The following is a 22,558-nucleotide window of genomic DNA, read 5'->3' on the forward strand; positions in this document are numbered from 1 at the left end:
TTTCCCCTGACATTCGAGGATTTCCGCTATGAGCACCGTTCCGAAGTATGCCCGCGGCGTCGCCATCGTCACCGTCAACGGCGCCGACGTTCCCCTGGTCTGCACCCCGCGTGCCGCCGGCATCATCTCCAAGGTCACCGGTGGCCTGCAGAACGCGCTGAACAGCCTGATCGCCGTCGATTACGAGACCGTGCTCGGCATCTACTGTGCCGGCAGCGGCAAGGCCCCGGCGGACGCCGAACAGGAGCTGTTCGACTTCGGCATCACCCCGATGGCGCGGGTGCTCTACCAGTATGTGATGATGCTGCTGAACGGCGGCCGGACCGCCGAGGAGCGCGCGGCCGACGACGCGGCAGCGGCGGCCAAGCCGGGAAACGGCGACGCGGCGCCGACGGCCGACGCCGGCGAGCCCGCCGCTTCCTGACCTTCGAGGATTATCTCGACGATCTGGTCGAGCGCGTGCTGGGGGCCAAGGACTGGCCGCCGGACGTCGTGCTCGACACGCCCATTCCGCTGCTCGAGATCGCTCTGAAGGGAACGACGGCCTTCATCGTCGCAACCTCTCCCTTCGGCAAGCCGGCCGAAGAGGACGAGGACGAAGAGCCGGCCGATCCGGCCGAAGCCGCCGAAGAGTTCGTCTCGTTCCTGTCGCAGCGTTCCGCGGGAAGGCCGCCTCCATAACCGGGCGGCCTTTCGTATTTCCAGGGGCACCCCATGGCTGAAGATCTGGCCGGCCTTTCGATCCCCATCGAGGCGTCCACCGCCCTGCTGCGCGAGCAGATGGAGGCGGCGGCGCAGGTTGTGGGCGGCACCACCGACCGCATCGACCGCTCGCTGTCGAAGGTCGACAAAGCCTTCGACCGCCTGGATCAGGCGTCGCGGGCGGTCAAGCGGGCCGTCGGCACCGTCCAGAAGGACATGGACACCGCCGCGGCCGGTGTCGGCACTGCGGCCGAGCGGATCAACCGCTCGCTGGGCATCATCGGCCACCCACGGCTTCGTGCGCTTCGGTGGCACGTCGACCTCGCGGATTGCTCTCGGTTTTAACGCGACCGAGCGAGTGGTCGTGCCGCAATCCGGCGCGGTCACCATTGACGGGAATACGGTCTATCATTCGGGCAATTTTACCGCCGGTGCTGCGTCCTTCCCGACGGTCGCCAAGTCAGGCGCCTACACGGTCACGGCGGCCGATGCCGGAAAGCTGATCGTCGCCACCGGCACATGGCCGCTCGGTTTGCCTGCCACAGCCAGTCTGCCCAACGGCTTCCCGGTCCTGGTCATCAATGCCGGCGGGGGTGTGATCACCATCGACCCCGCCGGCTCAGAACTGGTCAGCGGCGCCCTGACGATCACGCTCGCGTCGATGCAGTCCGTCATCCTCGTGACGGACAACTCCGCTTGGTATGCAATCGGGGGCAACGGCTTGGTATCGTCGCAGATGTTCAGCACGATGGCCAAAAGTACGACAGCTACGTTGAGCAACAACAACCTGACAATTACCTTCACGTCACCAAGTGGTTGGGTTGCTGCTAGAGCTGTAAATGCAATCCCTAACATGAAAGCTTACTTCGAATTTATTTGCGTCAGTGGCGGTACGGATGCCGCCGTCTGCGTGGTAGACAGCGCATTCACAAACTTCGAAACCCAGCCGACACAGACGGCGGCCTACCGCAGCACCAACGGCTTCAAGCAGAACTCAGGCAGTTCAGGTGCTTACGGCTCCACATGGGCGGCAGGAAATGTGGTCGGCGTTGCGGTCGATAACACGGGGCCTGGGAGCATCTGGTTCAGAAAGGATGGGGTATGGCAGGGGTCGGGCGATCCGGCGGCAGGGACAAACCCTGCATTTACAGGCCTTTCCAGCTCGCTTTTTCCCGCGGTTGGAGCGTCCAACAGCACGGCTTTCACCGCCCGATTTAGGGCTGCCGACCTTTCCGGCTCTATTCCCTCCGGCTTCAGCACTCTCCCCTGATAGGTGACGCATGGAAATCTTCGAAACCACTGCGCGCGCGTTCGATGCCCGCTATGAACGCCAAGCCGCTACGCATCAGCCCGATATCGAGGAGCCGGAGTATGGCCGGATCAAGCGCGTCTGGGACGTGGAGCCGATCCCGCCGGAGGAAATCGCCGCCATCCTGACTGCTGCCCGCGCGGCCGCGGTCGCAGCCAACAACACGGCTGCCGGGAACGCCCGCGAAGCCTACCTGACTGCCGTTCCAGGACAGGCCACCACATACGCTGCCAAGCAGGCGGAAACGCAACGCTGGATCGAGGCGGGGCGCCTGGCCAACGCGGCCGCTGCCACCTACCCGTGGGCAGGCGACCGTGCGGACCTTCGCGCCGTCACGGTCTCCGCTGTCCTGGCTGAGTGGGAGGCCGTCACCGCGGCCTGGGAGGTGGTCGGCCGGCGGATCGAGCGCGAGCGTGAGCGGGTCAATGAGGCTATCGGAGCGGCTGATACGCTGGAAGCGATCCAGGCGGCTCGGGACAGCGCGGCTTACCCGGCTCCCTGACCGTCGCGACAACACTCCAACCACCGTCCACTCCGGCCGCCGTGAGCAGCCTTTTTCATGCCTGGAGGTTCCTATGCTTGATCATCTTGGGGCAACTACACGAAAGTGATCTTCGGCTTTGCGCATTCTAGGACTGCCGTCTCGCTTAGGAGCTGGTTCACACGTCCCACCGTCGGTCGCGGTCGCCACAATATTCAGGTGAGTGTTTCCATCGGCTTTATTCCAGAAGAGGAGATGCGGCCAATTCGGCCGCCATATGATCGATAAAGGCCCTTACCCGCGGCGGGACCGGTCCGCCACCGACGTAGACCGCATGTATCAGTTCAATGTCGCCAGGATTGAACGCCTCCAGAAGCGGCACGAGGTCGCCCCGCGCCAAGTCGTCGGCCACATGGAAGCGTCCAAGCCTTGCAATGCCGGCCCCAGCCAGCACCATCTGCCGAAGCGTTTCGCCGTTATTCACCAGCACATGTCCACCCACCTGCTGCTCGACCAACCGCCCGTCGATTTCCATGGGCCAACCGACATCGGATCTTCGGAAGTTGAACATCAGGCAGTCATGTTGCTGAAGATCGCTGGGAACCTTGGGCGTGCCTCTGCGATCAAGGTATGACGGAGCGGCACAAACCACGCGCGTGCTCTGCCCGAGCCGCCTTGCCACAAGCGCGCTGTCCGGCAGCCTTCCCATACGGATGGCGACATCGGCCTGGTGGGCAAGTAGGCTCACAACGTCATCGGTGAAGCTGAGGCTGACCGTCAGTTCGGGGTGCTTGGCGAGGAAGGACAGGATCGCGGGAGCGACGAACATTCGCCCGAAGGGCAGCGATGCATTGATCGAAAGCAGCCCCTTGATCGCGCCACCGGACACCGACTGATCGGCTTCCTCCATATTCTGAAGAATGCGCAGCGCCGCCCGGTAATAGGATTGCCCTTCTTCCGTGAGGCTCAGCGCCCGGGTCGTTCTGACCAGCAGACGGGCGCCCAAACGCTTCTCCAGGCGCGCCACGAGCTTGGAGACCGCAGACGGGGTCAGATCGAGGCTACGGGCTGCCGCGGAGAAGCCGCCTTCGCGCACCACACGGGTGAAAACCTCCATCTCTCCCGATCGCTCCATGACGACACGGGCCATTATGTCCTTCCATTCATAGGTATCTTTCTCTTCTACTACATAGTCGAATTCCTCCCCAAGCGATAAATAACAATCCATCAAACCTGGAGAGCAGAGATGGACCTCAAGATTAAATCGAAGAAGGCACTGGTATCCGGCTCCACCGCTGGGATCGGACTGGAGATCGCCCGCAAGCTTTCGCAAGAAGGCGCCCATGTAATCCTGACCGGACGGGATCGGGACAAGCTCGACGCTGCCATCGGCAGCATCAAGAGTTCGGCCGGAAATGGCGTTCAGGGGGTTCTTGCCGATGTGACGACTGCGGAGGGTGCTGCTCTCATCATCGCGCAGCACCCCGATGTGGACATCCTGGTCAACAATCTCGGCATCTACGAGAGCAAGCCCTTCGCCGACATTACGGACGCCGATTGGCAGCGCTATTTCGACATCAACGTGCTGAGCGGTGTGCGTCTCAGCCGCCATTACTTCCCCCGCATGCTCGACCGGAAGAGTGGTCGCGTCATCTTCATCTCCAGCGAGACCGGCATCGCCGTCGATCCGGCGATGATCCATTATGCGATGACCAAGACGGCCCAGCTTTCGATCGCACGGGGTATGGCCGGCCTGACCCGGGGCACCGCCGTCACGGTCAACTCCGTGATGCCCGGCCCGACGCGCTCGGAAGGAATCGTCGAGTTCCTCAAGAGCGTGGCGAGCACTCCGGATGCGACCGCGGAGCAGGCCGAGGCAGAATTCTTCGCTGGCGCCCGGTCGGGCTCGCTGCTGCAACGGATGATCGAAGCCGAAGAGATCGCCAACCTCGTCGCCTATCTCGCCAGCCCGCTTTCGGCCGCCACGAACGGGGCGGCGATCCGGGTCGAGGGCGGCCTGATCAATTCTCTCGCCTGAACGGCACAATCCAACCGATGGAGGGCGATATGCCTGAGGCACTTACGGTCGTCGCCATCGCGGTGGCCGTCGCCGGTCAGGAAGCGAAGCTGCGTGAACTGCAGGAACGTCTCGTTGCGGACACCCTGCAGGAACCCGGTTGCGTCCGCTTTGAACTGAACCAGTCGCTCGACGACCCCCGCATGCTCGTTTTCACCGAGACCTGGGCGAGCGAAGCCGATTGGCGCAAACACATGCAGGGCGCCGCAATTCAGCGGTTCCAGGCCAGCGGAGGTGGCCGGCTGATCGCAGACTTCACGCTGTTCCGCGCGCATCGCGTGGCCGGCGGTCCTTCCACGATCAAGCACTGATGAAGATCGGGGTTTCTTGCCGCGGCGGACGGCACCAGTGTTGGAACCGAGGCTCCGCTCCTCATCACCCCTGACGCACTGAAGTGGGTGAAGACGCATGGCCACCTGCGGGCTCTGCCAACGTGAACGTCGAAGAGAGTGGCCGGTTCGCCAACTGGCTCGCTGGAGGTCCGTCGATTGAGGAGGGGGGTATCACCCCGCCCCCGGTATCTCCACAATAAAGATATACCGTTGCACTCGCCCGGTGCGTCGAGTTTTCACCGATCGGCGCATCGGGGGGGCAACTCTGAAGACGGTGCTTTAGGTAAGCCGGCAATCATCGATCTCGTCCCAGGATGCGCGAAGTCGAAACTCTTGTTCGACTTCGCGCATTTCAGGACGCTTGTCCTGTCATACGCGAGCGTCGCGATGCCTTCGGCGAAAGGTTGTTGGTTGGTCAACGTCCGACGACACCACAGGTGCCCCATGGCACAGCTCGCCGTCCCCCTTCCTCCGACTTTCGTCGCTTGGCTGTGGCCCTATCTGGTCGCCTTCTCGGGGCGCACTCGGTCTACGGTGGCCGCGCTCGCGGTCGGAGCGGTGCTGGCGGTTGGTCCCCGCACCGTCGCCAACCTGCTGCGCACCCTCGGCTTGGCGAACGATCCCGGCTTCGCCGCTTTTCACCGCGTGCTCAACCGGAATCGCTGGTCGGGGCTGAAGCTCGCACGCACCCTGCTGAACGCCCTGGTTGGCGCCTTCGTCCCGGACGGCCCAATCATCTTCGGTGTCGACCATACTCTTGAACGGCGCCGGGGAGCCCATGTTCGCCCAGCAATCCATTGCTTCGACTCCGCCCGGTCCTCGACGGAGCAGACGGTCACCAGCCGCGGATTGCGCTGGATGACCGCCATGCTGCTGGTCGAGGTTCCGTTCGCCGGCCGCATCTGGGGACTACCGGTGCTGAGCGCACTGGTGCCGAGCCGCGCCTGGTGCGAGATGCAGGGCCGACGCTACCGACCGACCACCGTCTGGGCCCGGGCCATCCTGCTGCGCCTGCACCGCTGGCTACCGGATCGGCTGCTGGTCGCCGTCATGGACGGCGAATTCGCCGCGCTGACCCTGCTCGACGCCGTCAGCCCGCACATGGTCGCGATCACTCGGCTGCGCCTGGATGCCCGCCTGTTCGATCCGCCACCAGACCCGCCCTTGACCTTGCGGCAGGTGGTCAAGGGCGCCCGCCAGCCCAGCTTGCGGGCCCGCCTGACCGACAAGGCTACCGTCTGGCACCGGGCGGCTCAACCAAGCCGAACCCGGTGGCGCCCCGGCGGCTGGATCGACTATGCCTCCGGAACGGCGCTGTGGCATCACCAGGGCAAGCCGATCGTGCCGATCCTCTGGGTGATGGTGCGCTATCCCGATGGCGGGCGCGATCCGGAGGCCTTCCTCTGCACCGATCTGTCCGTGCCACCACGCACCGTCTTGGAATGGTTCAACCGCCGCTGGACGATGGAGACGACATATGAGGAGAGCCGGGCCCATCTCGGCATTGAGACCCAGCGACAGTGGGCGGACCTGGCCATATTCCGCACCGCCCCACTGCTGTTCGGGCTTTACTCGTTGATCACGTTGTACGTCCATCAGAATGCCGGCCGCCTCGCTCTGTCGCCCCGACGCGCCATCTGGTATCCGAAACCAGCGCCCACATTCGCCGATGCCTTGGCCCGTCTGCGCCAGCACCTGTGGTTCGAACAGGCCGTCATGTCGCCTGCTGAGGGCGACATGCTCAGAACACCGCCACCACTCCTCCGACGGCTCGTCGATGTTGCCTGCTACGCGCCGTATCTGCTGTCGGCCGGCGTGGTGCGGCTCTGGCTGCTGTCCCTGCCGCTGCTGTCCACCCAGCCGGCCGATCCAAAGCCTGAAAAGAAGAAGGGCGCCAGTTGGCGCCCCGAGTTGAGGGAGGAAACGCTGACTCTCGTCAGACAGCAGCACCTTCCAACAACCGCCTTTCTATTTCCTCTCCAGCCCAATGGGAGAAACCCCCATGTCCACCATGCCCGTCGGCGCGGCGATCCCGCGCGACCCCACCGAAGCGATCATCGACGCCATCCTCCGCCGGGAGGGCTGGCCCCGCTACACTGATCGGTCCAGCGACCGCGGCGGCCCGACGAAGGGCGGCATCACGCTGAAGACGCTGACGAGCTGGCGGAAGCGCCCGGTCACTGCGACCGACGTCGCCGCGCTGGACGAGGCCGAGGTGCGGGCGATCTATCGCGCCCGCTACATCGAGGAGCCGGGTTTCTCCGGCATCGTCGACGGCACCCTGCGCGCCTTGGTCATTGACTCGGGCGTCAACCATGACCCGGCCCGCGCTGGCATGTGGCTGCAGGATGCGGTCAACGATCTGGCTGGCCGGCCGGCGCTGAAGGTCGACGGCGTTGTCGGGCCGAAGACGTTGGCCGCGGTGAACGGTAGTGACGCGGCCGGGCTGTGGCGCTCCGTCTTCGTGGCCCGGATGTGCTTCTACGGCGACCTGATCTCGGGCGATGCCCGGAAGCGCGGTCGCACCGACGATCAGGCGCTCAACGCCGCCGGCTGGTTCAACCGGCTGGCCGAGTTCATGGAGGCCTGATCGCTCGCTCTCTGGCCTTCACGCCTCGTCGTATCCCGGCTCCCGCGTCTGCCCTTTGCGATCACTCGGCTTACCTGAGCTGGTCGGTTTTGAGTCGTTCCTAGTCGATGGCGTCTCCGGCGCCTGCTTGTTGACCTCGCCCTGCACGGGCTGGTCTTCGGTGGGTTTGTCACTCATGACGCTCTCCAATGTCGGTTGCCCGAGTCCAACAACCACCATCCGAATTCATCCCCACCCGCGCCTTCCTGGCTGCGGGCTTTTTCATGCCCAAGGAGGAGCAATCACCATGGCTTTCCGAATGGCTTCCTTGATCCCGGCTCGCAAGGTCTGGGCCTCCGGTCTCGCTGGCGTCGTTGCCGCGACCGCTGGCGCCGCGCTGCGCCAGTATGCCGGGGTCGATATACCGGACGAGGTGCTGGCGTATGGCGTGACCGCTATCTCGTCGGCGACCGCCTACATGGTCCCGCCGGCCGCACGCGACATCATCGTCCACGCGGACGAGGTGGTGCGGGGGACTGGTGGGGTGTAATGCTCGATGGGGTCGCTCCAAGCGGGCGGCCCCTACGCCACAAGGCTCGCCACAACATCCGCCACAGGTCAATGCGGGCGCGTTCGGGCGGAGTAGGATTTCTGCGGGTTTTAGCGGATACGCCAAAAGTGGCGAAAAAGCCTTTTCAGGCTCGCCTGCACCAACCAGCCCGTTGATTTTAAAGGAGGGAGGGTGGTGCCCAGGGACGGAGTCGAACCGCCGACACGGGGATTTTCAGTCCCCTGCTCTACCAACTGAGCTACCTGGGCATCTCAGCGCCGCTTGGTGGGTGACCGTTTCGGTCGGTGCGGCGCGTCGTGTGGGGCGCTTTTTAGAGAGGTTCGGACGGGCTGTCCAGAGGAAAATTCAAAAAATTTTCGACCCCTCTCACAGCCCCTCGTCAGGGTCGGATCCGCCCGGAACATCGGCGGTTTCCGGGCCTTCGATGCGGTAGACTCCGCCCAGCCAGCGCGACAGGTCGATGTCGGCGCAGCGCTTGGAACAGAAGGGGCGGGTGGCCGGCTCGGTCGGGCGGCCGCAGATCGGGCAGTTGGTGCCCACCTTGGTGCCGGCCTGGGCCTGGGCCTCAGTCTGGGGCCGGGCATGGGGCTGGGAGCGCTGCGGTGCGCCGGGGGAACGAGGGTCGGACAAGGGAAGGCCTCCGTAACGAACTGTAAGCAGTCAGGGCCGCAGCAGGGCCGCCAGCGGCGTGCCGCGGCGGGCCCGGGTCAGTTCGACCAGGCCCAGTTTGGACATGCCATACACTTGGGTCTGCACCGGGTCGCTTTCCACCGCCTGCGACAGTGCTGCCAGCACACGCTCGGCATCGCCGCGGCTGCGCATGTTGACGAAATCCACCACCACGATGCCGCCGACATTGCGCAGGCGAAGCTGGCGGGCGATCTCCGCCGCGGCGTCGAGGTTGACGTCCAAGGGGTTGCCGCGCTCCCCGGCATTCACATCGACCACCGTCAGCGCCTCCGTCCGCTCGATCACCAGCGAACCGCCGAGCGGCAGCGGCACCCGGACGTCGAGAAGCCCGGCAATCGCAGAGTCGAGGTCGCGCAGGTCGAACAGGCGCTGGGCGTCCGTGTGGCCGCCGAGGCGCGGCAGCAGGTCGGGGGCGTGGTGGCCGCACCAGTCGCGCAAGCTCGACAGCAGCGGTCCGTCGCCGAGTCTGATCCCGTCTGTGGGCGGCGGGTCGTCGACCAGGATGGCGGCCGGGGCGGCGGCGCCCTGTTCGATCAGGGCGCGGGTGGGGGCGTCGGGGCCGGGATGCAACAGCCGCGGCGCGGAGCCAGCGCGGGCGTCGTCGCGGATGGCGCGCCATTGCAGGTGCAGCGCTTCCGATTCGGCGGCCAGCAGCGCGTCGGATACCTGGGCGGCGCCGGCGCGCACGATCCAGCCGGCGCCGGTGGCGAGCTGTTCGATGCGGCGGGCCAGCGTGGCACGCTCCGGACCGGAGCCGAGGCGCTTCGACACCGCGATGTCGCGGCCGAGCGGGGCATGCACCAGGAACCGGCCGGGCAGGGTGATGTCCATCGTCAGCGACGGACCCTTGGCTCCGGCGGCGTCGGCCTTCACCTGCACCAGCACCGGCTGGCCGGTGCGCAGCAGCGCGCCGATGGGGGCCTGCCTGGCGCCCGGCCGATGGGAGCTGGATTGGGCGCGGGAGTGCGGCTGGTCGTCGTCGAGGATGGGGCGGCGCACGTCGGCGGCCGGCAGCAGGCCGGACAGGCCATGTCCCGGACCGTTCCCGAGGTCGACGAAGGCGCCGTTCAGGCCGGTGGCGATGCGCTCCACCCGGCCGAGGATGATGGCGCCGAGCAGCGACGGGCGGCCGGCATGGTCGATGTGCAGGTCGGTCAGGCGGCCATCGGTCAGCACCGCCGCCCGCGTCAGCGGGCCGTCGCGGTCGACCAGCAGCTCAAGCCTGCTCATCGTTCGGATGGGGGATCGGAGGGTGCGGGAAGCCGGCGCCGTGCAGCATGCCGGCGACCTCGTGCAGCGACAGCCCGACGACGTTGCTGTAGGAGCCGCCGATCCAGCGCACCAGCGCCCCCGCCCGGCCCTGGATGGCATAGCCGCCGGCCTTGCCCTTCCATTCGCCGGACGCGACGTAGGCGTCGGTCTCCGACCGGTCGAGCACCTTGAAGGTGACGTCGGTGCGGACCAGCCGGTCGATCCGGCGGTGGCCATCCCCGTCGGGCACCAGCAGCACGATGCCGCCGATCACCCGGTGCCGCCGGCCGGACAGCAGGGACAGGCAGCGTCGTGCCTCCTCCTCCCGTTCGGCCTTGGGCAGGATGCGGCGGCCGCAGGCGACCACGGTGTCGGCGGCGAGAATCCACGAATCGGGATGGCGCGCGGCGACGCACGACGCCTTCTCCGCCGCCAGACGCAGGGCGTGCTGGGGTGGGAGTTCGTCGCGCAACGGCGTTTCATCGAGATCGGCGGGATCGACCGCGTCGGGCACGATGCCGATCTGGCACAGCAGGTCGAGCCGGCGGGGCGAGGCCGAAGCCAGCACCAGCCGGGGCGCCTTGGACGGGATCGTCACGGGGAACCGCGATGCAGCAAGGATGCTACTTGAACCGGAAGGTGATGCGGCCCTTGGTCAGGTCGTACGGCGTCATTTCCACATTGACGCGGTCGCCCGCCAGGACGCGAATCCGGTTCTTACGCATCTTGCCGGAGGTGTGCGCCAGAACCTCGTGATCGTTGTCGAGCTTCACCCGGAACATCGCGTTCGGAAGCAATTCGACGACGGTCCCGGAAAACTCGATCAGATCTTCCTTTGCCATAGGCCCTTATGTCCGTCCTAATAGTTTCGCGGCAATAACTGACCTTCCAAGGCCGCCGGGTCAAGGGGGATTCCCACCGCCGATGCGTTCGGCCGCAGCCATTCGCGCGGGGCAGACCCGCGTTGCGTGCCGGAGATGCCCCCTGACCCGCGTCCCGTCAGACCGACTGATAGGGGTTGAGTGGCGATGCACCGCCTTCTTCCAGGCGGCGCGGCTGGTCCATCGCCTTGCCGATCGCCGCGAACATCTCGCGCTGGTCGATCTCCATGCGGCGCGTCAGGCGTCCGACGGTTTCCGCCGCATTGAGCGCGCGGCCGCTGGATCTGTCGTGGAACAGGTTGTGATTGGCCTTGGCAGCGCTGGGCAACAGGTCTGCGGCGACCGCCCCCGGCGTCGATTCGGCGGCGCGGATCAGCTTCGCCGCCCCGCCGGAGCCCAGAACATAGGCCATGCGGCTTTCCGATTCGCTGGCGGGGCGGCCCAGCCGCTTTTCCAGCGCCTCGCGCCCTTCGGCCAGATAGCGGGCGGCCATGCCGGCCGACAGGTCGACGTCGTGGCGCAGCTCCAGGATCTGGCGGCGGATCGCCGGATCCTTGACGCTGGACACCCCGTTGCGGACCTGAATGTGCGAGGCCAGCTCGCTCTGGCCATAGGCGGCGCCGTGGCGGCGGAACAGGTCGAGCCAAGTCGATTCGAGGAACTGGAACGGGCCGGCGGCGGAGCTGCGGCTGTTCTTCGCCGCGCTGTCCAGCCCGCTTTCCTGGGTCGCCTGGGCGAGGATGGCGGTGAAGCTGTGGCCCGACAGGCCGGCGACCTGCTGCGAGGCGACCAGCACCCGCGTGGCGGTCGGATCCTCGGCCGCAACGGCCTTCACCGCATCCGCCACCTTGGCGGAGCTTGGCGGGGGCGTTGTCTGGGCCGGTTGAGCTTGGGCCGGTACCGCCGGCTTCAGTCCGGGCAGGGGCGCGCGCGGCGCCGCGGTCTCCGCGGACGCGGAGTCGGAGGCCAGCAGGACCGGCGCTTCGGGTTTGGCGGCGGGAACCGGCACCGTGCTGCCGTCGGCGAGGCGGATGGGGGTGACCGGCTTGGCCGCGGGCAGGGGAACCTGGGTCCCGTCGCTCAGCAGGATCGGGGCAGGCGGCTTGGCGGCCGGTAAGGGCGGCGTCTTCTGGCCGTTCGCCGGCCGGCCGACCGGCACGGTTGCGGCGCCGGTCCGGCTGGTCTGGACCAGCGTGTCGCGGAAGGACGGCTCGCCGACGGTGCCGTCGGTGAGCGTGGAGGAAGCGTCGGGCTTGCGCTCCGGAACGGGGGCGAGAGGGGGCTGCGCAACCTTCATGGCACACACTTCGCTACGGACCGGCCGAGCCTGCCGGGAGAAAGCCCCGTCTTTCCATGCCCACGAGCGTGGGCATGGCCGGACGGATGCAGGCACTATAGCACCGACTCGTTAGCGATGTGCGATCAACTGTGGGCGCGGGGCGTCGTCCCCGGCCCCGCCCCCGCCCCCGCCCCCGCCCTCGCCGGGGAGCGGATCGTCGGGCAGCGGATCGTCAGGATGCGCGACGCGCGCCCAGCGGCCGATGGCGGCCAGCAGCTTGGATTTTTCCAGCGGTTTGGCCAGATGGGCGTTCATGCCGGCCTGCAGGCAGCGTTCGACCTCGATCTGCATCACGCCGGCGGTCAAAGCGAGGATCGGAATGCGGCTCACCGGGCTGGGCAGGGCGCGGATGCGGCGGGTGGCCTCCAGCCCGTCCATCACCGGCATCTGCACATCCATCAGCACGAGGTCGTAGGGCTGTTCCTGCACCGCGGCCACCGCGGCGGCGCCGTCGTCCACCGCATCGACCCGATGGCCGGCCCTGGTCAGCATGGTCACCGCCAGATCGCGGTTCATCGCCAGATCCTCCGCCAGCAGGATGCGGGCACCGGCGCCGCCGGACTCGACAGGGGACAGGATGGCAGTGTCGGGCTGGATCGCGGCGCTGCCGGCGGGCAGCAGAGGCAGCGAGAACCAGAAGGTGCTGCCGGTGCCGAGCTGGCTTTCCATGCCGATCTCGCCGCCCATCAGCTCCACCAGCCGGCGGCAGATGGCCAGCCCCAGCCCGGTGCCGCCGCGCCCGCGCTCCAGCTGGGTGAATCGCTGGAACAGGTCGCGCTGCCGTTCGGGGGCGATGCCGATCCCGCTGTCGGTGACGGTGAAGGTGCAGATGCGGCCTCCGCTTTTTCCGCTGTCCTCGATTGCCTTCACTGTCAGGCGGACCGAACCGCGGTCGGTGAATTTCACCGCGTTGCTCAGCAGGTTCAGCAGGAGCTGGCGCAGCCGGTCGGGGTCGCCCATGACGAAGCCGCGGGCGGTGGCCGAGATGCTGGTCTGCAACTCCAGCCCCTTCTGTTCCGCGGCCAGCCGGACGATGGCGACGCAGCGGTCGGCCAGATCGTCCAGCCGGAAGGGCACGCTGACCAGATCGAGCCGCCCCGCCTCCAGCTTCGACAGGTCGAGCACGTCGTTGATGACGGTCAGCAGCGACCGCCCGGCATCGCGCACCTGCGAGGCGTAGCGCCGCTGCTCTGCGGTCAGCGGAGTTTCGAGCAGCATTTCCGCGAACCCGATCACGCCGTTCATCGGCGTGCGGATCTCGTGGCTCATGGTGGCGAGGAATTCCTCCTTGGCGCGGCTGCCGGCCCGCGCCTCCTCCATGGCGGAGCGCAGCTCCTGCTCGCGCTGCTTCAGGCGGCGCGACATGTTGTTGAAGGCATGGGAGACGACGCGGAATTCATGGGGCGCGCGGTCCGCCTCGATCACGGTGCCGCCGCCGCCGTCGCCGATGCGGGTGGCCGCGGTGCCGAGTTCCCACACCCAGCGCAGGACCGAGGCGCGCAGCAGCACCCACAGGGCGGTGACGCTGACCAGCGCCGCGATGGCGAGCAGGCCCAGGCTCTGCCACAAATCGCGCCGGGCCTCCGCCATGATCGGGCCGGTCGGCATGCCGACGGCAAAGACGGTGTCGGTCTCGTCCGAATGGCGGAAGGCCCACAGCCGGCCGCGGCCGTCGGCGCTTTCCGCATCCAGCGTGCCGTCCTTCTCCGTCAGCATCTGCCGGACATGCGGCATGTTGCCGATGTTGCGGTTCAGCCAGCCTTCCGGGTCGGGCTGGCGGGCCACGATCACGCCGTGGCGATCCAGCACCATGACGCGGGCGTCGGGCTGCTTCAGCACCTTCACCAGGTCGGTCAGCCAGGTGAGGTCCACCGCCACGCCCATGACGCGGATGATCCGCCCATCCTCGATGATCGGGCTGGCGACGATGATCAGCGGCTTCAGCGAGCGCTTGCCGATGATGAAATCGCTCACCACCCAGCTCTTGGTGTCCAGCACGCGCTGGAAATATTCGCGTTCCCGCAGGGTGATGCCGGCACCGGGGCCGGTGGTGTCGCAGATGATGTTACCATCGGCGTCGGTCAGCCAGACGCCGGTGGTCCAGCGGTGCTGGCGCGGCATCGGCGCCAGGGTGGCGACGCAGGCGTCGGTGTGGTCCATCGTCGCGTTGCGGATTGCCGGCACCAGCGACAGCACGCCAAGCAGGTTGCGCGCCTCGCCGATCAGGTCGTGCTGGCGCTCCACCCCGTCGTCGGCCAGATGCTGCGCCAGCTCGCGCGCCGCGTCGATGTGGTCGTCGAGCTGCTGGTCGGCGAGATAGAGCGCCCCCACCAGCGGCAGCGCCAGCGAAGCCAGCACCACGCCCATCAGGCGGGCGCGCAGGCTGCGCGGGCTGAAGGCGCGGAGCAGGCGGTGCATCGGACCTGCAGGCATGGATGACGGCTCTCCGCGGGAATGTTCGTCTACGCCCCCCGAGCCTAAGGCGTCGCGCGGCGCGTTGCGATGACACAGCTCAATAGCACTGGCGGAGATGCAAAGTGAACATGGAGCCGCGCAGAAAGTTGCAAAATACCAAATTTATTACCGACCATCCCGTGTGGTGGGCGGTTCGACAGACCAGAGCCTGTGCGAGCATTTGACGGCCGTCAAGGCCGGTGGGGTGTGCTTCGGGGATGTTTGCGGCATTGCGCCGACCTCGGGTCAAGGGAACTTCCGCCATGCACACGGAAAGCGAGCATAGGGTCATGCCGGTACGGCCGGATACCGCGGCACGGCCGAACCGGGAGGCCGCGGCCGGCTGGGGGATCGGCGTCTTTCCCGGCGTGTCACGGCAGCGGGTGCGCCGCTTTCTGCTGATGCTGCACCTGACGCTGGGACTGGCGGTGGGGGCGCTGCTGGCGCTGACCGCACTGACCGGCAGCCTGCTGGTCTTCTATGTCGACATCGACCGCATGCTGACGCCGGAACTGGTGCTGCCGGCCGGGCAGGAGGCCGGGCGGAATGCTCCGGTGCCGCTGGACCGGGTGGTGCAGGCCCTGCGCGAAGCCCATCCGGCCCGCGGCGGCGGCTGGCGGCTGGAGCTTCCCGACGGGCCGGACCATCCGATCATGGCCCGCTACATGAAGCCGGAGGAGACCGTGGGCAAGTCCTTCGCCCCGTTGATGGTGGCGGTTAACCCCTACAGCGGCGAGGTGCTGTCCTCCCGCTTCTGGGGCCGGACGGCGATGACCTGGGTCTACGACCTGCATTACCTGCTGCTGGCCGGCGAGGGCGGACAGCTGGTGCTGGCGCTGGGCGGGATCGGCAGCCTGCTGATCCTTGCCAGCGGGGTCTATCTGTGGTGGCCGGCGGCGGGAAAATGGGGGCGGGCTCTGCTGCCGCGCCTGCGCTCCGGCTTCGTCCGGCAAGTGTTCGACATCCATGTGCTGGCGGGGGTCTATGGCCTTGTCGTCCTGCTGCCGCTGATCGTGACGGGGATTGTCATGGAGCGGCCGGACTGGGTGAAGCCGGTGGTGGAACGGCTGTCGCCGATGACCGCACCGCCCGTTCTCGTATCCGCCCAGGATGGGACGGCAGTGGGAGCCGCCGTGGGGGCCGATGCCGCGCTCGCCGCGGCGCTCGCCCGTTTCCCGCAGGCCGAACCGCGCTGGGTCGAGGTGCCGGGGCAGGGCGGCGGCGCCTACCACATCCGCCTGTTCCAGGCCGGCGAGCCCGGCTGGCGCTTTCCCAAGACCAGCGTGTGGGTGAATGGCGGCGACGGCACGGTCATGGATGTCCGCGACCCCACCCGCTGGACCTTCGGCGACGCCTTCTTCGGCTGGCAGCATCCGCTGCACAACGGCGAGTGCTTCGGCCTGTGCTGCCGCATCCTGGTGGCGGTGGCCGGTCTGCTGCCGGCAGTGCTGCTGGCGACCGGGACGGTGCGCTGGCGGCAGAAGAAGCGGACTCGGCCGGCGCGGGCGGTCTGACCGCCGGCAAGCCGCCGAACGGTCAGACGGTCGGCCCGCGGGACAGCGGGAAGCGCTGCTTCATCTTGGCCATCAGGCCGTCGCGGACCTGACGGTAGGCTTCCAGCATGGCGTCGCGGGTGCCGTCGACCAGGGTGGGGTCGAAGGTGTTCCAGAACTCCACGTCGCAGGCCATGGTGCGCGTCATCTCGATGGCGCGGTGCTGCGCCTCGGGCGACAGCGAGACGATCAGGTCGAAGTTGGTGTCCTCCAGATCCTCGAAGGTGCGGCAGCGGTGCTTGGACAGGTCGATGCCGATCTCCTCCATCACCGCGACGGCGAAGGGATCGACCTCGTCGCCCTCGCGGACGCCGACGGAGTCCACATAGACGCGGGTGCCGTGGTAATGGCGCATCATCGCCGCCGCCATCGGCGAACGGATCATGTTGTAGGTACAGGCGAACAATACGCTCGTGACCGGCAGAGGGGTGAGGAGCGGGATCGCCGCCATGGCCTTGCCCGGTCCGTCAGCCGCGAATGTGCAGGACGCAGATCAGCGTGAACAGCCGGCGCGCGGTCTGCAGGTCCATCTCCACCTTGCCGGCCAGCCGTTCGCGCAGCATCTCGGACCCCTCGTTGTGCAGGCCGCGGCGGCCCATGTCGATGGCTTCGATCTGCGACGGCGTCGACCGCTTGATGGCGGCGTAATAGCTCTCGCAGATCAGGAAATAGTCGCGGACGATCGACCGGAAGCCGGTGATCGGCAGCATCAGCCGGTCGAGTTCACTGTTGTCCTCGCGCCGGATGTCGAAGACCAGCCGGTTGTCCTCGATCGACAGATGCAGGTGGTACGGCCCGTCCTCTGTGAAGTCGCAGGGGCAGAACTCGTTGTCCTCCAGCAGGTCGAAGATGGCGACGGCGCGCTCATGCTCGACCTCCGGCTTGTGGCGGACGACACTCCGCTCGTCGAGCGTCACATGGGTGATGCGCCGCTTGCCCTTTGCCGTCGTCACGCCCCGCCTCCCCGTTTGCCAGTGGCCGCTTCCCAGAAGCCGCTTCTTAGTCTTTGTAACCCGGCAGCCGCTGGGCGACGGAGCGCGCATGCGCCTCCAGCCCCTCGGCCATCGCCAGCGTCACCGCCGCCGGGCCGATGGCCCGCAGGCTGTCGGCGTCGCAGGCGACGAAGGTCGTCCGCTTCATGAAGTCCAGCACGTTGAGGCCGGAGGAGAAGCGGGCGCTGCGCGCCGTCGGCAGCACATGGTTGGGACCCGCGACGTAATCGCCGATGGCCTCCGGCGTGTAGCGGCCGAGGAAGATGGCACCGGCATTGCGGATCTTCGCCGCCAGCGCGTCCGGGTCCTCCACCGCCAGTTCCAGATGCTCCGGCGCCAGCCGGTCGACCAGGGCGGGGGCGTCGGCCATCAGGTCGCCGACCAGCACGATGGCGCCATGCTCCCGCCAGCTTTCACCGGCGATTGCCGTGCGCGGCAGCGTCTCCAGATGCTTCGCCACCGCTGCGGCGACCGCATCGGCGAAGGCGGCATCGTCGGTGATCAGGATCGACTGGGCCGAGGTATCGTGCTCGGCCTGCGACAGCAGATCCATGGCGATCCAGGCCGGATCGTTGTGGCCGTCGGCGACCACCAGGATCTCCGAGGGGCCGGCAATGCTGTCGATGCCGACGAGGCCGTAGACCTGCCGCTTGGCGGCGGCGACGAAGGCGTTGCCGGGGCCGACGATCTTGTCGACCGGCCGGATGGTCGCCGTGCCGTGGGCCAGCGCCGCGACCGCCTGCGCACCGCCGATGCGGTAGATCTCGTCGATGCCGCAGCGCTTGGCGGCGGCCAGCACCAGCGGGTTGATCGCCCCGTCCGGCGTCGGCACCACCATGACGACGCGCTCGACGCCCGCCACCTTGGCCGGCAAAGCGTTCATCAGCACCGAGGACGGGTAGGAGGCGGTGCCGCCCGGCACATAGAGGCCGACGGCGCCGACCGCCGTCCAGCGGGCGCCCAGCCGCACGCCGGCGGCGTCGCGGTAGTCGGTGACCTCCGGGATCTGGCGGCGGTGGAACGCCTCGATCCGCGCGGCGGCGAGGTCGAGCGCCTCCAGCGTTTCCGCCGAGCATTTCGCCGTCGCTGCGTCGATCTCGTCCCGGCCGATGCGCAGGGTGTCGGCGGTCAGGGTCTGGCGGTCCCAGCGGGCGGTGTAGTCGATGAGCGCCGCGTCGCCGCGGCTGCGGACCTGATCGATGACGTCGGCGACCAGCGTCTGGACATCCTCGCTGGCCTCGCGCTTGGCGTGCAGCAGCGCCTCGAACCCGGCGGCGAAGTCCGCGTCGCGAATATCAAGCCTGACGGGCATTCACCGCCTCCCGGAACTTGTCGATCCACTGAGAAATCTCGGTCGTCCGCGTCTTGAAGGCGGCGCGGTTGACGATCAGGCGCGAGGTGACGTCGGCGATATGCTCCACCTCCACCAGCCCGTTGGCCTGCAGCGTCGAGCCGGTGGAGACCAGATCGACGATGCGGCGGCACAGGCCCAGCGTCGGCGCCAGCTCCATCGCGCCATTCAGCTTGACGCACTCGGCCTGGACGCCGCGGGCGGCGAAGTGACGCTTGGTCACCTCCGGGTATTTGGTGGCGACGCGCACATGGCTCCAGCGCGACGGATCGTCGCTCTCCAGCATCTCCGCCGGTTCGGCGACCGACAGGCGGCAGGCGCCGATGCCGAGGTCGAGCGGGGCGTAGATCTCCGGATAGTCGAACTCCATCAGCACGTCGTTGCCCGCCACGCCCAGATGGGCGGCGCCGAAGGCGACGAAGGTCGCCACGTCGAAGGAGCGCACGCGGATGATGCTGAGGTTCGGCACGTTGGTGGCGAAGCGCAGAAGCCGGCTCTTGTCGTCGTCGAAGGCCGGCTCCGGATGGATGCCGGCATGGGACAGCAGCGGGCGCAGCTCCTTCAGGATGCGGCCCTTGGGCAGGGCCAGCACCAGCTGGTCGTCGACAGGAACCTCGGCGGCCGGCAAGCCCAGGGCGCTGGTATCGGCGGACAAAACACTCTCCTCGCATCGCTCGCCGGGGCGGTGTGGGGGCCCCGGATGAACCATCGACGCGATAGATAGCACATTCCAGGCGCCCGTCACCTGTCACTGTCGCGCCCGCAAGATTTCACGGGGAAAATAGGTTCAATTGAGAATTTCACACAAATCACAAAAATGGGTTTGACCAAACTCCACCGAAAGGGTAGATAAAAATCCATGGACGCCCCGCCGGGCATCCCGCGGCAATTTGACTTCTGCAGCTTGCGCCGCGTCACCAAACGCTAAAGCGCCACGATACCGGTCGTGGACCTCTTCAAGAAGGAGAGACCGGAATGACATCGCGAGTTTCCGCTCCCCCATCCGCGCTTCGGACCGCTTTTTCGGCCTGCATGATGCGTTCGGGCCTGTGTTGCCGCTGACCTCGCGGCCCAGAAACACAGCGCCCATCCCGCACATTCGCCAGTCCTGACGATCAGGTCCTGAACGCAGTCGCGCCGCCGCCCCGCCATGACGAGGGCAGCCGCGCCAAGGGGAGCATTCCGCCATGTCCCACGCCAACGCCTACGCCATCGAAGTCCAGGGCCGCTCCGCCGGCATCGTCGTCGCCGAACGCGGCGGCTTCACCTTCTTCGTGTCCGATTGGGCTTTCCGCGATCTCGACCGCCGCGTCTTCCGCAATGTCGGACAGGCCCAGCGCGCCGCCCACCAGCATTACAGCCGGCTGCCGGACACCCGCCGCCGCTGATCCCCGATCAAAGCCCGCCGCCAAGAAACCCGCCCCAAAAGCCCGCTGCTGAAAATCCTGAGGAAAGACCCGATGAAGCGCATCCTGATGTCGGTGGCCGTTGCCGCCGGCCTGCTGACCGCCGCCACCTCCGCTTTCGCCGCCCCGCTGAAGCTGGGCGTGTCGGCCGGCCCCTATGGCGAGATCCTGGAATTCACCGCCAAGCTGGCCGCCAAGGAGGGCATCGAGGCGCAGGTGATCGAGTTCACCGACTGGAACATGCCCAATGCAGCGCTCCAGGCCGGCGATATCGACGCCAACAACTTCCAGCACCAGCCCTTCCTCGACAATCAGGTCAAGCAGCGCGGCTACGATATCGTCTCCGTCGCCAAGAGCGTCGTGGTGCCGATGGGCGTCTACAGCAGCAAGGTGAAGGCGCTGGCCGACCTGAAGCCGGGCGCTTCGGTGTCGATCCCCAACGATCCCACCAACGGCGCCCGCGCCCTGTTCCTGCTGGCCAAGGCCGGCGTGATCGGGCTGAAGGAGGGGGCCGGGCTGAACACCACCATCGCCGACGTGGTGAACCCGAAGGGCATCAAGCTGGTGGAACTGGACGCCGCCCAGCTGCCGCGCTCGCTCGACGACGTGGATGCGTCGGTCATCACCCTCAACTATGCCGTGCTGGCCGGGCTGGAGCCGAAGAAGGCCCTGGTGCTGGAGGATGACCAGTCCAAGTGGAACCTGGTGTGGGTGGTCCGCAAGGATCGCATAGAAGACCCGACGATCAAGCGCTTCATTGCGCTGTATCGTTCGCCTGAAGTGCGGCAGTTTATCGAAACGCGCTTCAACGGTTCCATCATTCCGACGTGGTGAGGGAGGCTGGGGGACGCTGGACGTCCCCTTTTGCCGAATAAATGATGATAACGCTAACAAACATTCACAAGACTTACGCGGCGCGCGGCGGCGGGGCTCCGGTCCATGCGCTGGCCGACATCGACCTTTCCATCGGACGCGGCGAGGTCTTCGGGATCATCGGCCGGTCCGGTGCCGGCAAATCCACGCTGCTGCGCACGGTCAACCTGCTGGAAAGCCCGAGCTCGGGCAGCGTCACAGTGGACGGGGTGGAGATGACCGCCCTGTCGGCGGCGGAGCTGCGGCAGGCCCGCCATTCCATCGGCATGATCTTCCAGCACTTCAACCTGCTGTCCTCGCGCACTGTTTTCGACAATGTGGCGCTGCCGCTGGAACTGGCCGGCATGGCCAGGGCGGAGATCCGCAAGACGGTGGAGCCGCTGCTCGACCTCGTCGGGCTGGCCGACAAGCGCGACCGCTACCCGGCGGAGCTGTCGGGCGGGCAGAAGCAGCGCGTCGGCATCGCCCGCGCGCTCGCCAGCAAGCCGAAGGTGCTGCTGTCGGACGAGGCGACCTCGGCGCTCGACCCGGAGACGACGACCCAGATCCTGCATCTGCTGGGCGACATCAACCGGCGGCTCGGCCTGACCATCGTGCTGATCACCCACGAGATCGCGGTGATCAAGGAGATCTGCCACAAGGTGGCGGTGATGGAAGGCGGCCGGGTGATCGAGCAGGGGCCGGTCTTCGACATCTTCGCCCACCCGAAGCACCCGACCACCCGCAGCTTCGTCGATCCCGTCATCAACCGCGGCATCCCCGACAGCCTGCGCGACCGGCTGTCGCCCCAGCCCGGCCCGGGGAGCAACCCGGTGCTGCGCATCACCTTCACCGGCGCGAAGGCGACCACCCCGGTCATCAGCGCCATCAGCCGCCAGCTGAATCTGGACCTGAACATCTGGCACGGCCAGATCGACGAGATCCAGGGCGCGCCCTTCGGTACGCTGGTGGTGGAGGCGCTGGGCGAGCAGGCCAAGGTCGATGCCGCCATCGCGCTGGTGAAAGAGAACAATCTGGGTGTCGAGGTGTTGGGCCATGCTCTCCCCGCAAATCATTGACCTGCTGATCAAGGGGCTGATCGACACGCTGCAGATGGTGGCGGTGTCGGGCGCCATCGGGACGCTGATCGGCCTGCCCATCGGCGTGATGCTGGCCGTCACCGGCCGGGGCGAGCTGTTGCAGAACTTCGCCTTCAACAAGGTGATGGGGGCGGTGGTCAACATGACCCGCTCCACCCCCTTCATCATCCTGGTGGTGGCGATCATCCCCTTCACCCGGCTGATCGCCGGCACCTCCATCGGCACCAATGCCGCCATCGTGCCGCTGACCGTCGCCGCCGCCCCCTTCATCGCCCGCGTCGTCGAAAACGCGGTGCGCGAGGTGGATCGTGGATTGGTCGAGGCGGCGCAGGCGATGGGCGCCACGCCGTTCCAGATCATCCGCAAGGTTCTGCTGCCGGAAGCCCTGCCGGGCATCGTCGCCGGCCTGACCCTGTCGGCGGTCAGCCTCGTCGGCTATTCCGCCATGGTCGGTGCGGTCGGCGGCGGCGGCCTGGGCGACCTCGGCATCCGCTACGGCTATCAGCGCTTCCTGCCGGAGGTGATGCTGGCGGTGGTCATCGTGCTGATCGTGCTGGTGCAGATCATCCAGTCGACGGGCGACCTGATCGCCCGCCGCGTCAACAAACGCAATCTGAAGTCCTGACCCCCAAAAGACCTGACCTAAGA

The 22,558-nt window shown here is 67.2% G+C and carries 28 protein-coding genes and 1 tRNA gene; 15 read left to right on the forward strand and 14 right to left on the reverse strand.

Annotation, left to right across the window (positions count from 1 at the left end; translation table 11 throughout):
* Positions 1-28 precede the first annotated feature (28 nt).
* Genes ABNQ38_RS36720 through ABNQ38_RS36740 form a run of 5 tightly spaced genes read left to right on the forward strand, consistent with a single transcriptional unit; the run spans position 29 to position 2,513 of the window.
* Entirely contained in the window at positions 29-424 is a 396-nt protein-coding gene (locus ABNQ38_RS36720) for a hypothetical protein (protein WP_377811871.1), read from the forward strand.
* Positions 425-459: 35 nt separating this feature from the next.
* The gene (locus ABNQ38_RS36725; protein ID WP_377810625.1) at positions 460-681 is read left to right on the forward strand and encodes a hypothetical protein; all 222 of its coding nucleotides are present in this window, start codon (positions 460-462) and stop codon (positions 679-681) included.
* Between the two features lie 33 nt (positions 682-714).
* Positions 715-1,047, forward strand: a complete 333-nt coding sequence (locus ABNQ38_RS36730; RefSeq protein WP_377811872.1) for a hypothetical protein — start codon at positions 715-717, stop codon at positions 1,045-1,047.
* Between the two features lie 19 nt (positions 1,048-1,066).
* On the forward strand, positions 1,067-1,972 hold the full coding sequence (locus tag ABNQ38_RS36735) for a hypothetical protein (RefSeq protein ID WP_377811873.1): 906 nt from the start codon (positions 1,067-1,069) through the stop codon (positions 1,970-1,972).
* 10 nt (positions 1,973-1,982) lie between these two features.
* Positions 1,983-2,513, forward strand: coding sequence for a hypothetical protein (locus ABNQ38_RS36740; protein ID WP_377811874.1), 531 nt, complete (start codon positions 1,983-1,985; stop codon positions 2,511-2,513).
* Positions 2,514-2,730: 217 nt separating this feature from the next.
* Here ABNQ38_RS36740 and ABNQ38_RS36745 read toward each other — a convergent pair whose 3' ends face one another.
* Entirely contained in the window at positions 2,731-3,642 is a 912-nt protein-coding gene (locus tag ABNQ38_RS36745; RefSeq protein ID WP_377811875.1) for a LysR family transcriptional regulator, read from the reverse strand.
* 96 nt (positions 3,643-3,738) lie between these two features.
* Here ABNQ38_RS36745 and ABNQ38_RS36750 point away from each other — a divergent pair, with 96 nt between their 5' ends.
* From ABNQ38_RS36750 to ABNQ38_RS36765, 4 genes are all read left to right on the forward strand, one after another.
* On the forward strand, positions 3,739-4,530 hold the full coding sequence (locus ABNQ38_RS36750) for an SDR family NAD(P)-dependent oxidoreductase (RefSeq protein ID WP_377811876.1): 792 nt from the start codon (positions 3,739-3,741) through the stop codon (positions 4,528-4,530).
* A 29-nt stretch (positions 4,531-4,559) separates the two neighbouring features.
* Positions 4,560-4,880, forward strand: a complete 321-nt coding sequence (locus ABNQ38_RS36755) for a putative quinol monooxygenase (RefSeq protein WP_377811877.1) — start codon at positions 4,560-4,562, stop codon at positions 4,878-4,880.
* A 465-nt stretch (positions 4,881-5,345) separates the two neighbouring features.
* Entirely contained in the window at positions 5,346-7,001 is a 1,656-nt protein-coding gene (locus ABNQ38_RS36760; protein ID WP_377811878.1) for a transposase, read from the forward strand.
* Positions 6,904-7,491, forward strand: coding sequence for a glycoside hydrolase family 108 protein (locus ABNQ38_RS36765; protein ID WP_377811879.1), 588 nt, complete (start codon positions 6,904-6,906; stop codon positions 7,489-7,491). The genes ABNQ38_RS36760 and ABNQ38_RS36765 overlap by 98 nt, the downstream gene beginning before the upstream one ends.
* Positions 7,492-7,509: 18 nt before the next feature.
* Here the strand turns inward: ABNQ38_RS36765 and ABNQ38_RS36770 are convergent, their stop codons facing one another.
* A complete protein-coding gene (locus tag ABNQ38_RS36770; RefSeq protein ID WP_377811880.1) occupies positions 7,510-7,668 on the reverse strand; it encodes a hypothetical protein in 159 nt (52 codons plus the stop codon).
* Positions 7,669-7,777: 109 nt separating this feature from the next.
* Here ABNQ38_RS36770 and ABNQ38_RS36775 point away from each other — a divergent pair, with 109 nt between their 5' ends.
* A complete protein-coding gene (locus tag ABNQ38_RS36775; RefSeq protein ID WP_377811881.1) occupies positions 7,778-8,020 on the forward strand; it encodes a hypothetical protein in 243 nt (80 codons plus the stop codon).
* A gap of 193 nt (positions 8,021-8,213) precedes the next feature.
* Here the strand turns inward: ABNQ38_RS36775 and ABNQ38_RS36780 are convergent.
* The 7 genes from ABNQ38_RS36780 to ABNQ38_RS36810 form a co-directional block, all read right to left on the reverse strand.
* Positions 8,214-8,289 (reverse strand) — tRNA-Phe (locus tag ABNQ38_RS36780).
* Between the two features lie 118 nt (positions 8,290-8,407).
* Positions 8,408-8,671, reverse strand: a complete 264-nt coding sequence (locus ABNQ38_RS36785) for a DNA gyrase inhibitor YacG (protein WP_377811882.1) — start codon at positions 8,669-8,671, stop codon at positions 8,408-8,410.
* A gap of 30 nt (positions 8,672-8,701) precedes the next feature.
* On the reverse strand, positions 8,702-9,961 hold the full coding sequence (locus tag ABNQ38_RS36790; protein ID WP_377811883.1) for a ribonuclease E/G: 1,260 nt from the start codon (positions 9,959-9,961) through the stop codon (positions 8,702-8,704).
* Entirely contained in the window at positions 9,948-10,580 is a 633-nt protein-coding gene (locus ABNQ38_RS36795; protein WP_377811884.1) for a Maf family protein, read from the reverse strand. The genes ABNQ38_RS36790 and ABNQ38_RS36795 overlap by 14 nt, the downstream gene beginning before the upstream one ends.
* Positions 10,581-10,605: 25 nt before the next feature.
* Positions 10,606-10,824 (reverse strand): translation initiation factor IF-1, encoded by a 219-nt coding sequence (infA, locus tag ABNQ38_RS36800; RefSeq protein WP_012977999.1) that lies wholly within the window; start codon positions 10,822-10,824, stop codon positions 10,606-10,608.
* A gap of 157 nt (positions 10,825-10,981) precedes the next feature.
* Positions 10,982-12,160 carry a lytic transglycosylase domain-containing protein gene (locus tag ABNQ38_RS36805; RefSeq protein ID WP_377811885.1) on the reverse strand — a complete coding sequence of 393 codons (1,179 nt, stop codon included), beginning with the start codon at positions 12,158-12,160 and terminating at the stop codon, positions 10,982-10,984.
* A 111-nt stretch (positions 12,161-12,271) separates the two neighbouring features.
* On the reverse strand, positions 12,272-14,635 hold the full coding sequence (locus tag ABNQ38_RS36810) for an ATP-binding protein (RefSeq protein WP_377811886.1): 2,364 nt from the start codon (positions 14,633-14,635) through the stop codon (positions 12,272-12,274).
* Between the two features lie 311 nt (positions 14,636-14,946).
* Between ABNQ38_RS36810 and ABNQ38_RS36815 the strand changes: the two genes are divergently transcribed.
* Positions 14,947-16,170: a PepSY-associated TM helix domain-containing protein gene (locus ABNQ38_RS36815; protein ID WP_377811887.1), complete on the forward strand. Its 1,224-nt coding sequence runs from the start codon at positions 14,947-14,949 to the stop codon at positions 16,168-16,170.
* A 22-nt stretch (positions 16,171-16,192) separates the two neighbouring features.
* On the opposite strand, the gene ABNQ38_RS36820 is transcribed toward ABNQ38_RS36815, so the two are convergent.
* From ABNQ38_RS36820 to ABNQ38_RS36840, 5 genes are all read right to left on the reverse strand, one after another.
* Positions 16,193-16,660 (reverse strand): low molecular weight phosphatase family protein, encoded by a 468-nt coding sequence (locus tag ABNQ38_RS36820; protein ID WP_377811888.1) that lies wholly within the window; start codon positions 16,658-16,660, stop codon positions 16,193-16,195.
* A 16-nt stretch (positions 16,661-16,676) separates the two neighbouring features.
* The gene (locus ABNQ38_RS36825) at positions 16,677-17,162 is read right to left on the reverse strand and encodes a UPF0262 family protein (RefSeq protein WP_098736075.1); all 486 of its coding nucleotides are present in this window, start codon (positions 17,160-17,162) and stop codon (positions 16,677-16,679) included.
* A gap of 46 nt (positions 17,163-17,208) precedes the next feature.
* The gene (gene hisD / locus ABNQ38_RS36830) at positions 17,209-18,513 is read right to left on the reverse strand and encodes a histidinol dehydrogenase (RefSeq protein ID WP_377811889.1); all 1,305 of its coding nucleotides are present in this window, start codon (positions 18,511-18,513) and stop codon (positions 17,209-17,211) included.
* The gene (gene hisG / locus ABNQ38_RS36835) at positions 18,497-19,261 is read right to left on the reverse strand and encodes an ATP phosphoribosyltransferase (protein WP_377811890.1); all 765 of its coding nucleotides are present in this window, start codon (positions 19,259-19,261) and stop codon (positions 18,497-18,499) included. The genes hisD and hisG overlap by 17 nt, the downstream gene beginning before the upstream one ends.
* 78 nt (positions 19,262-19,339) lie before the next feature.
* Positions 19,340-19,642 (reverse strand): hypothetical protein, encoded by a 303-nt coding sequence (locus tag ABNQ38_RS36840; RefSeq protein ID WP_377811891.1) that lies wholly within the window; start codon positions 19,640-19,642, stop codon positions 19,340-19,342.
* Between the two features lie 97 nt (positions 19,643-19,739).
* On the opposite strand from ABNQ38_RS36840, the gene ABNQ38_RS36845 reads away from it, so the two are divergent.
* The 4 genes from ABNQ38_RS36845 (at position 19,740) to ABNQ38_RS36860 (ending at position 22,535) form a co-directional block, all read left to right on the forward strand.
* Positions 19,740-19,940, forward strand: a complete 201-nt coding sequence (locus tag ABNQ38_RS36845; protein ID WP_045583820.1) for a hypothetical protein — start codon at positions 19,740-19,742, stop codon at positions 19,938-19,940.
* 72 nt (positions 19,941-20,012) lie between these two features.
* Positions 20,013-20,792 carry a MetQ/NlpA family ABC transporter substrate-binding protein gene (locus ABNQ38_RS36850; protein WP_377811892.1) on the forward strand — a complete coding sequence of 260 codons (780 nt, stop codon included), beginning with the start codon at positions 20,013-20,015 and terminating at the stop codon, positions 20,790-20,792.
* A 44-nt stretch (positions 20,793-20,836) separates the two neighbouring features.
* Positions 20,837-21,889 (forward strand): methionine ABC transporter ATP-binding protein, encoded by a 1,053-nt coding sequence (locus ABNQ38_RS36855; protein ID WP_377811893.1) that lies wholly within the window; start codon positions 20,837-20,839, stop codon positions 21,887-21,889.
* Positions 21,867-22,535, forward strand: coding sequence for a methionine ABC transporter permease (locus ABNQ38_RS36860; protein ID WP_377811894.1), 669 nt, complete (start codon positions 21,867-21,869; stop codon positions 22,533-22,535). The genes ABNQ38_RS36855 and ABNQ38_RS36860 overlap by 23 nt, the downstream gene beginning before the upstream one ends.
* Positions 22,536-22,558 lie beyond the last annotated feature (23 nt).

The sequence above is a fragment of the Azospirillum sp. A29 genome, assembly GCF_042604625.1.
GTDB lineage: Bacteria > Pseudomonadota > Alphaproteobacteria > Azospirillales > Azospirillaceae > Azospirillum > Azospirillum palustre.

Coding starts and splice junctions, on each gene's coding strand:
- ABNQ38_RS36845 (WP_045583820.1), top strand. CDS start 19,740: ATGTCCCACGCCAACGCCTACGCCATCGAAGTCCAGGGCCGCTCCGCC.
- ABNQ38_RS36855 (WP_377811893.1), top strand. CDS start 20,837: ATGATAACGCTAACAAACATTCACAAGACTTACGCGGCGCGCGGCGGC.
- ABNQ38_RS36805 (WP_377811885.1), bottom strand. CDS start 12,160: ATGAAGGTTGCGCAGCCCCCTCTCGCCCCCGTTCCGGAGCGCAAGCCC.
- ABNQ38_RS36815 (WP_377811887.1), top strand. CDS start 14,947: ATGCCGGTACGGCCGGATACCGCGGCACGGCCGAACCGGGAGGCCGCG.
- ABNQ38_RS36790 (WP_377811883.1), bottom strand. CDS start 9,961: ATGAGCAGGCTTGAGCTGCTGGTCGACCGCGACGGCCCGCTGACGCGG.
- ABNQ38_RS36720 (WP_377811871.1), top strand. CDS start 29: ATGAGCACCGTTCCGAAGTATGCCCGCGGCGTCGCCATCGTCACCGTC.
- ABNQ38_RS36770 (WP_377811880.1), bottom strand. CDS start 7,668: ATGAGTGACAAACCCACCGAAGACCAGCCCGTGCAGGGCGAGGTCAAC.
- hisG (WP_377811890.1), bottom strand. CDS start 19,261: ATGGTTCATCCGGGGCCCCCACACCGCCCCGGCGAGCGATGCGAGGAG.
- ABNQ38_RS36765 (WP_377811879.1), top strand. CDS start 6,904: ATGTCCACCATGCCCGTCGGCGCGGCGATCCCGCGCGACCCCACCGAA.
- ABNQ38_RS36745 (WP_377811875.1), bottom strand. CDS start 3,642: ATGGCCCGTGTCGTCATGGAGCGATCGGGAGAGATGGAGGTTTTCACC.
- infA (WP_012977999.1), bottom strand. CDS start 10,824: ATGGCAAAGGAAGATCTGATCGAGTTTTCCGGGACCGTCGTCGAATTG.
- ABNQ38_RS36775 (WP_377811881.1), top strand. CDS start 7,778: ATGGCTTTCCGAATGGCTTCCTTGATCCCGGCTCGCAAGGTCTGGGCC.
- ABNQ38_RS36850 (WP_377811892.1), top strand. CDS start 20,013: ATGAAGCGCATCCTGATGTCGGTGGCCGTTGCCGCCGGCCTGCTGACC.
- ABNQ38_RS36860 (WP_377811894.1), top strand. CDS start 21,867: ATGCTCTCCCCGCAAATCATTGACCTGCTGATCAAGGGGCTGATCGAC.
- ABNQ38_RS36740 (WP_377811874.1), top strand. CDS start 1,983: ATGGAAATCTTCGAAACCACTGCGCGCGCGTTCGATGCCCGCTATGAA.
- ABNQ38_RS36750 (WP_377811876.1), top strand. CDS start 3,739: ATGGACCTCAAGATTAAATCGAAGAAGGCACTGGTATCCGGCTCCACC.
- ABNQ38_RS36730 (WP_377811872.1), top strand. CDS start 715: ATGGCTGAAGATCTGGCCGGCCTTTCGATCCCCATCGAGGCGTCCACC.
- ABNQ38_RS36820 (WP_377811888.1), bottom strand. CDS start 16,660: ATGGCGGCGATCCCGCTCCTCACCCCTCTGCCGGTCACGAGCGTATTG.
- ABNQ38_RS36810 (WP_377811886.1), bottom strand. CDS start 14,635: ATGCCTGCAGGTCCGATGCACCGCCTGCTCCGCGCCTTCAGCCCGCGC.
- hisD (WP_377811889.1), bottom strand. CDS start 18,513: ATGCCCGTCAGGCTTGATATTCGCGACGCGGACTTCGCCGCCGGGTTC.
- ABNQ38_RS36760 (WP_377811878.1), top strand. CDS start 5,346: ATGGCACAGCTCGCCGTCCCCCTTCCTCCGACTTTCGTCGCTTGGCTG.
- ABNQ38_RS36840 (WP_377811891.1), bottom strand. CDS start 19,642: ATGGGCGCTGTGTTTCTGGGCCGCGAGGTCAGCGGCAACACAGGCCCG.
- ABNQ38_RS36755 (WP_377811877.1), top strand. CDS start 4,560: ATGCCTGAGGCACTTACGGTCGTCGCCATCGCGGTGGCCGTCGCCGGT.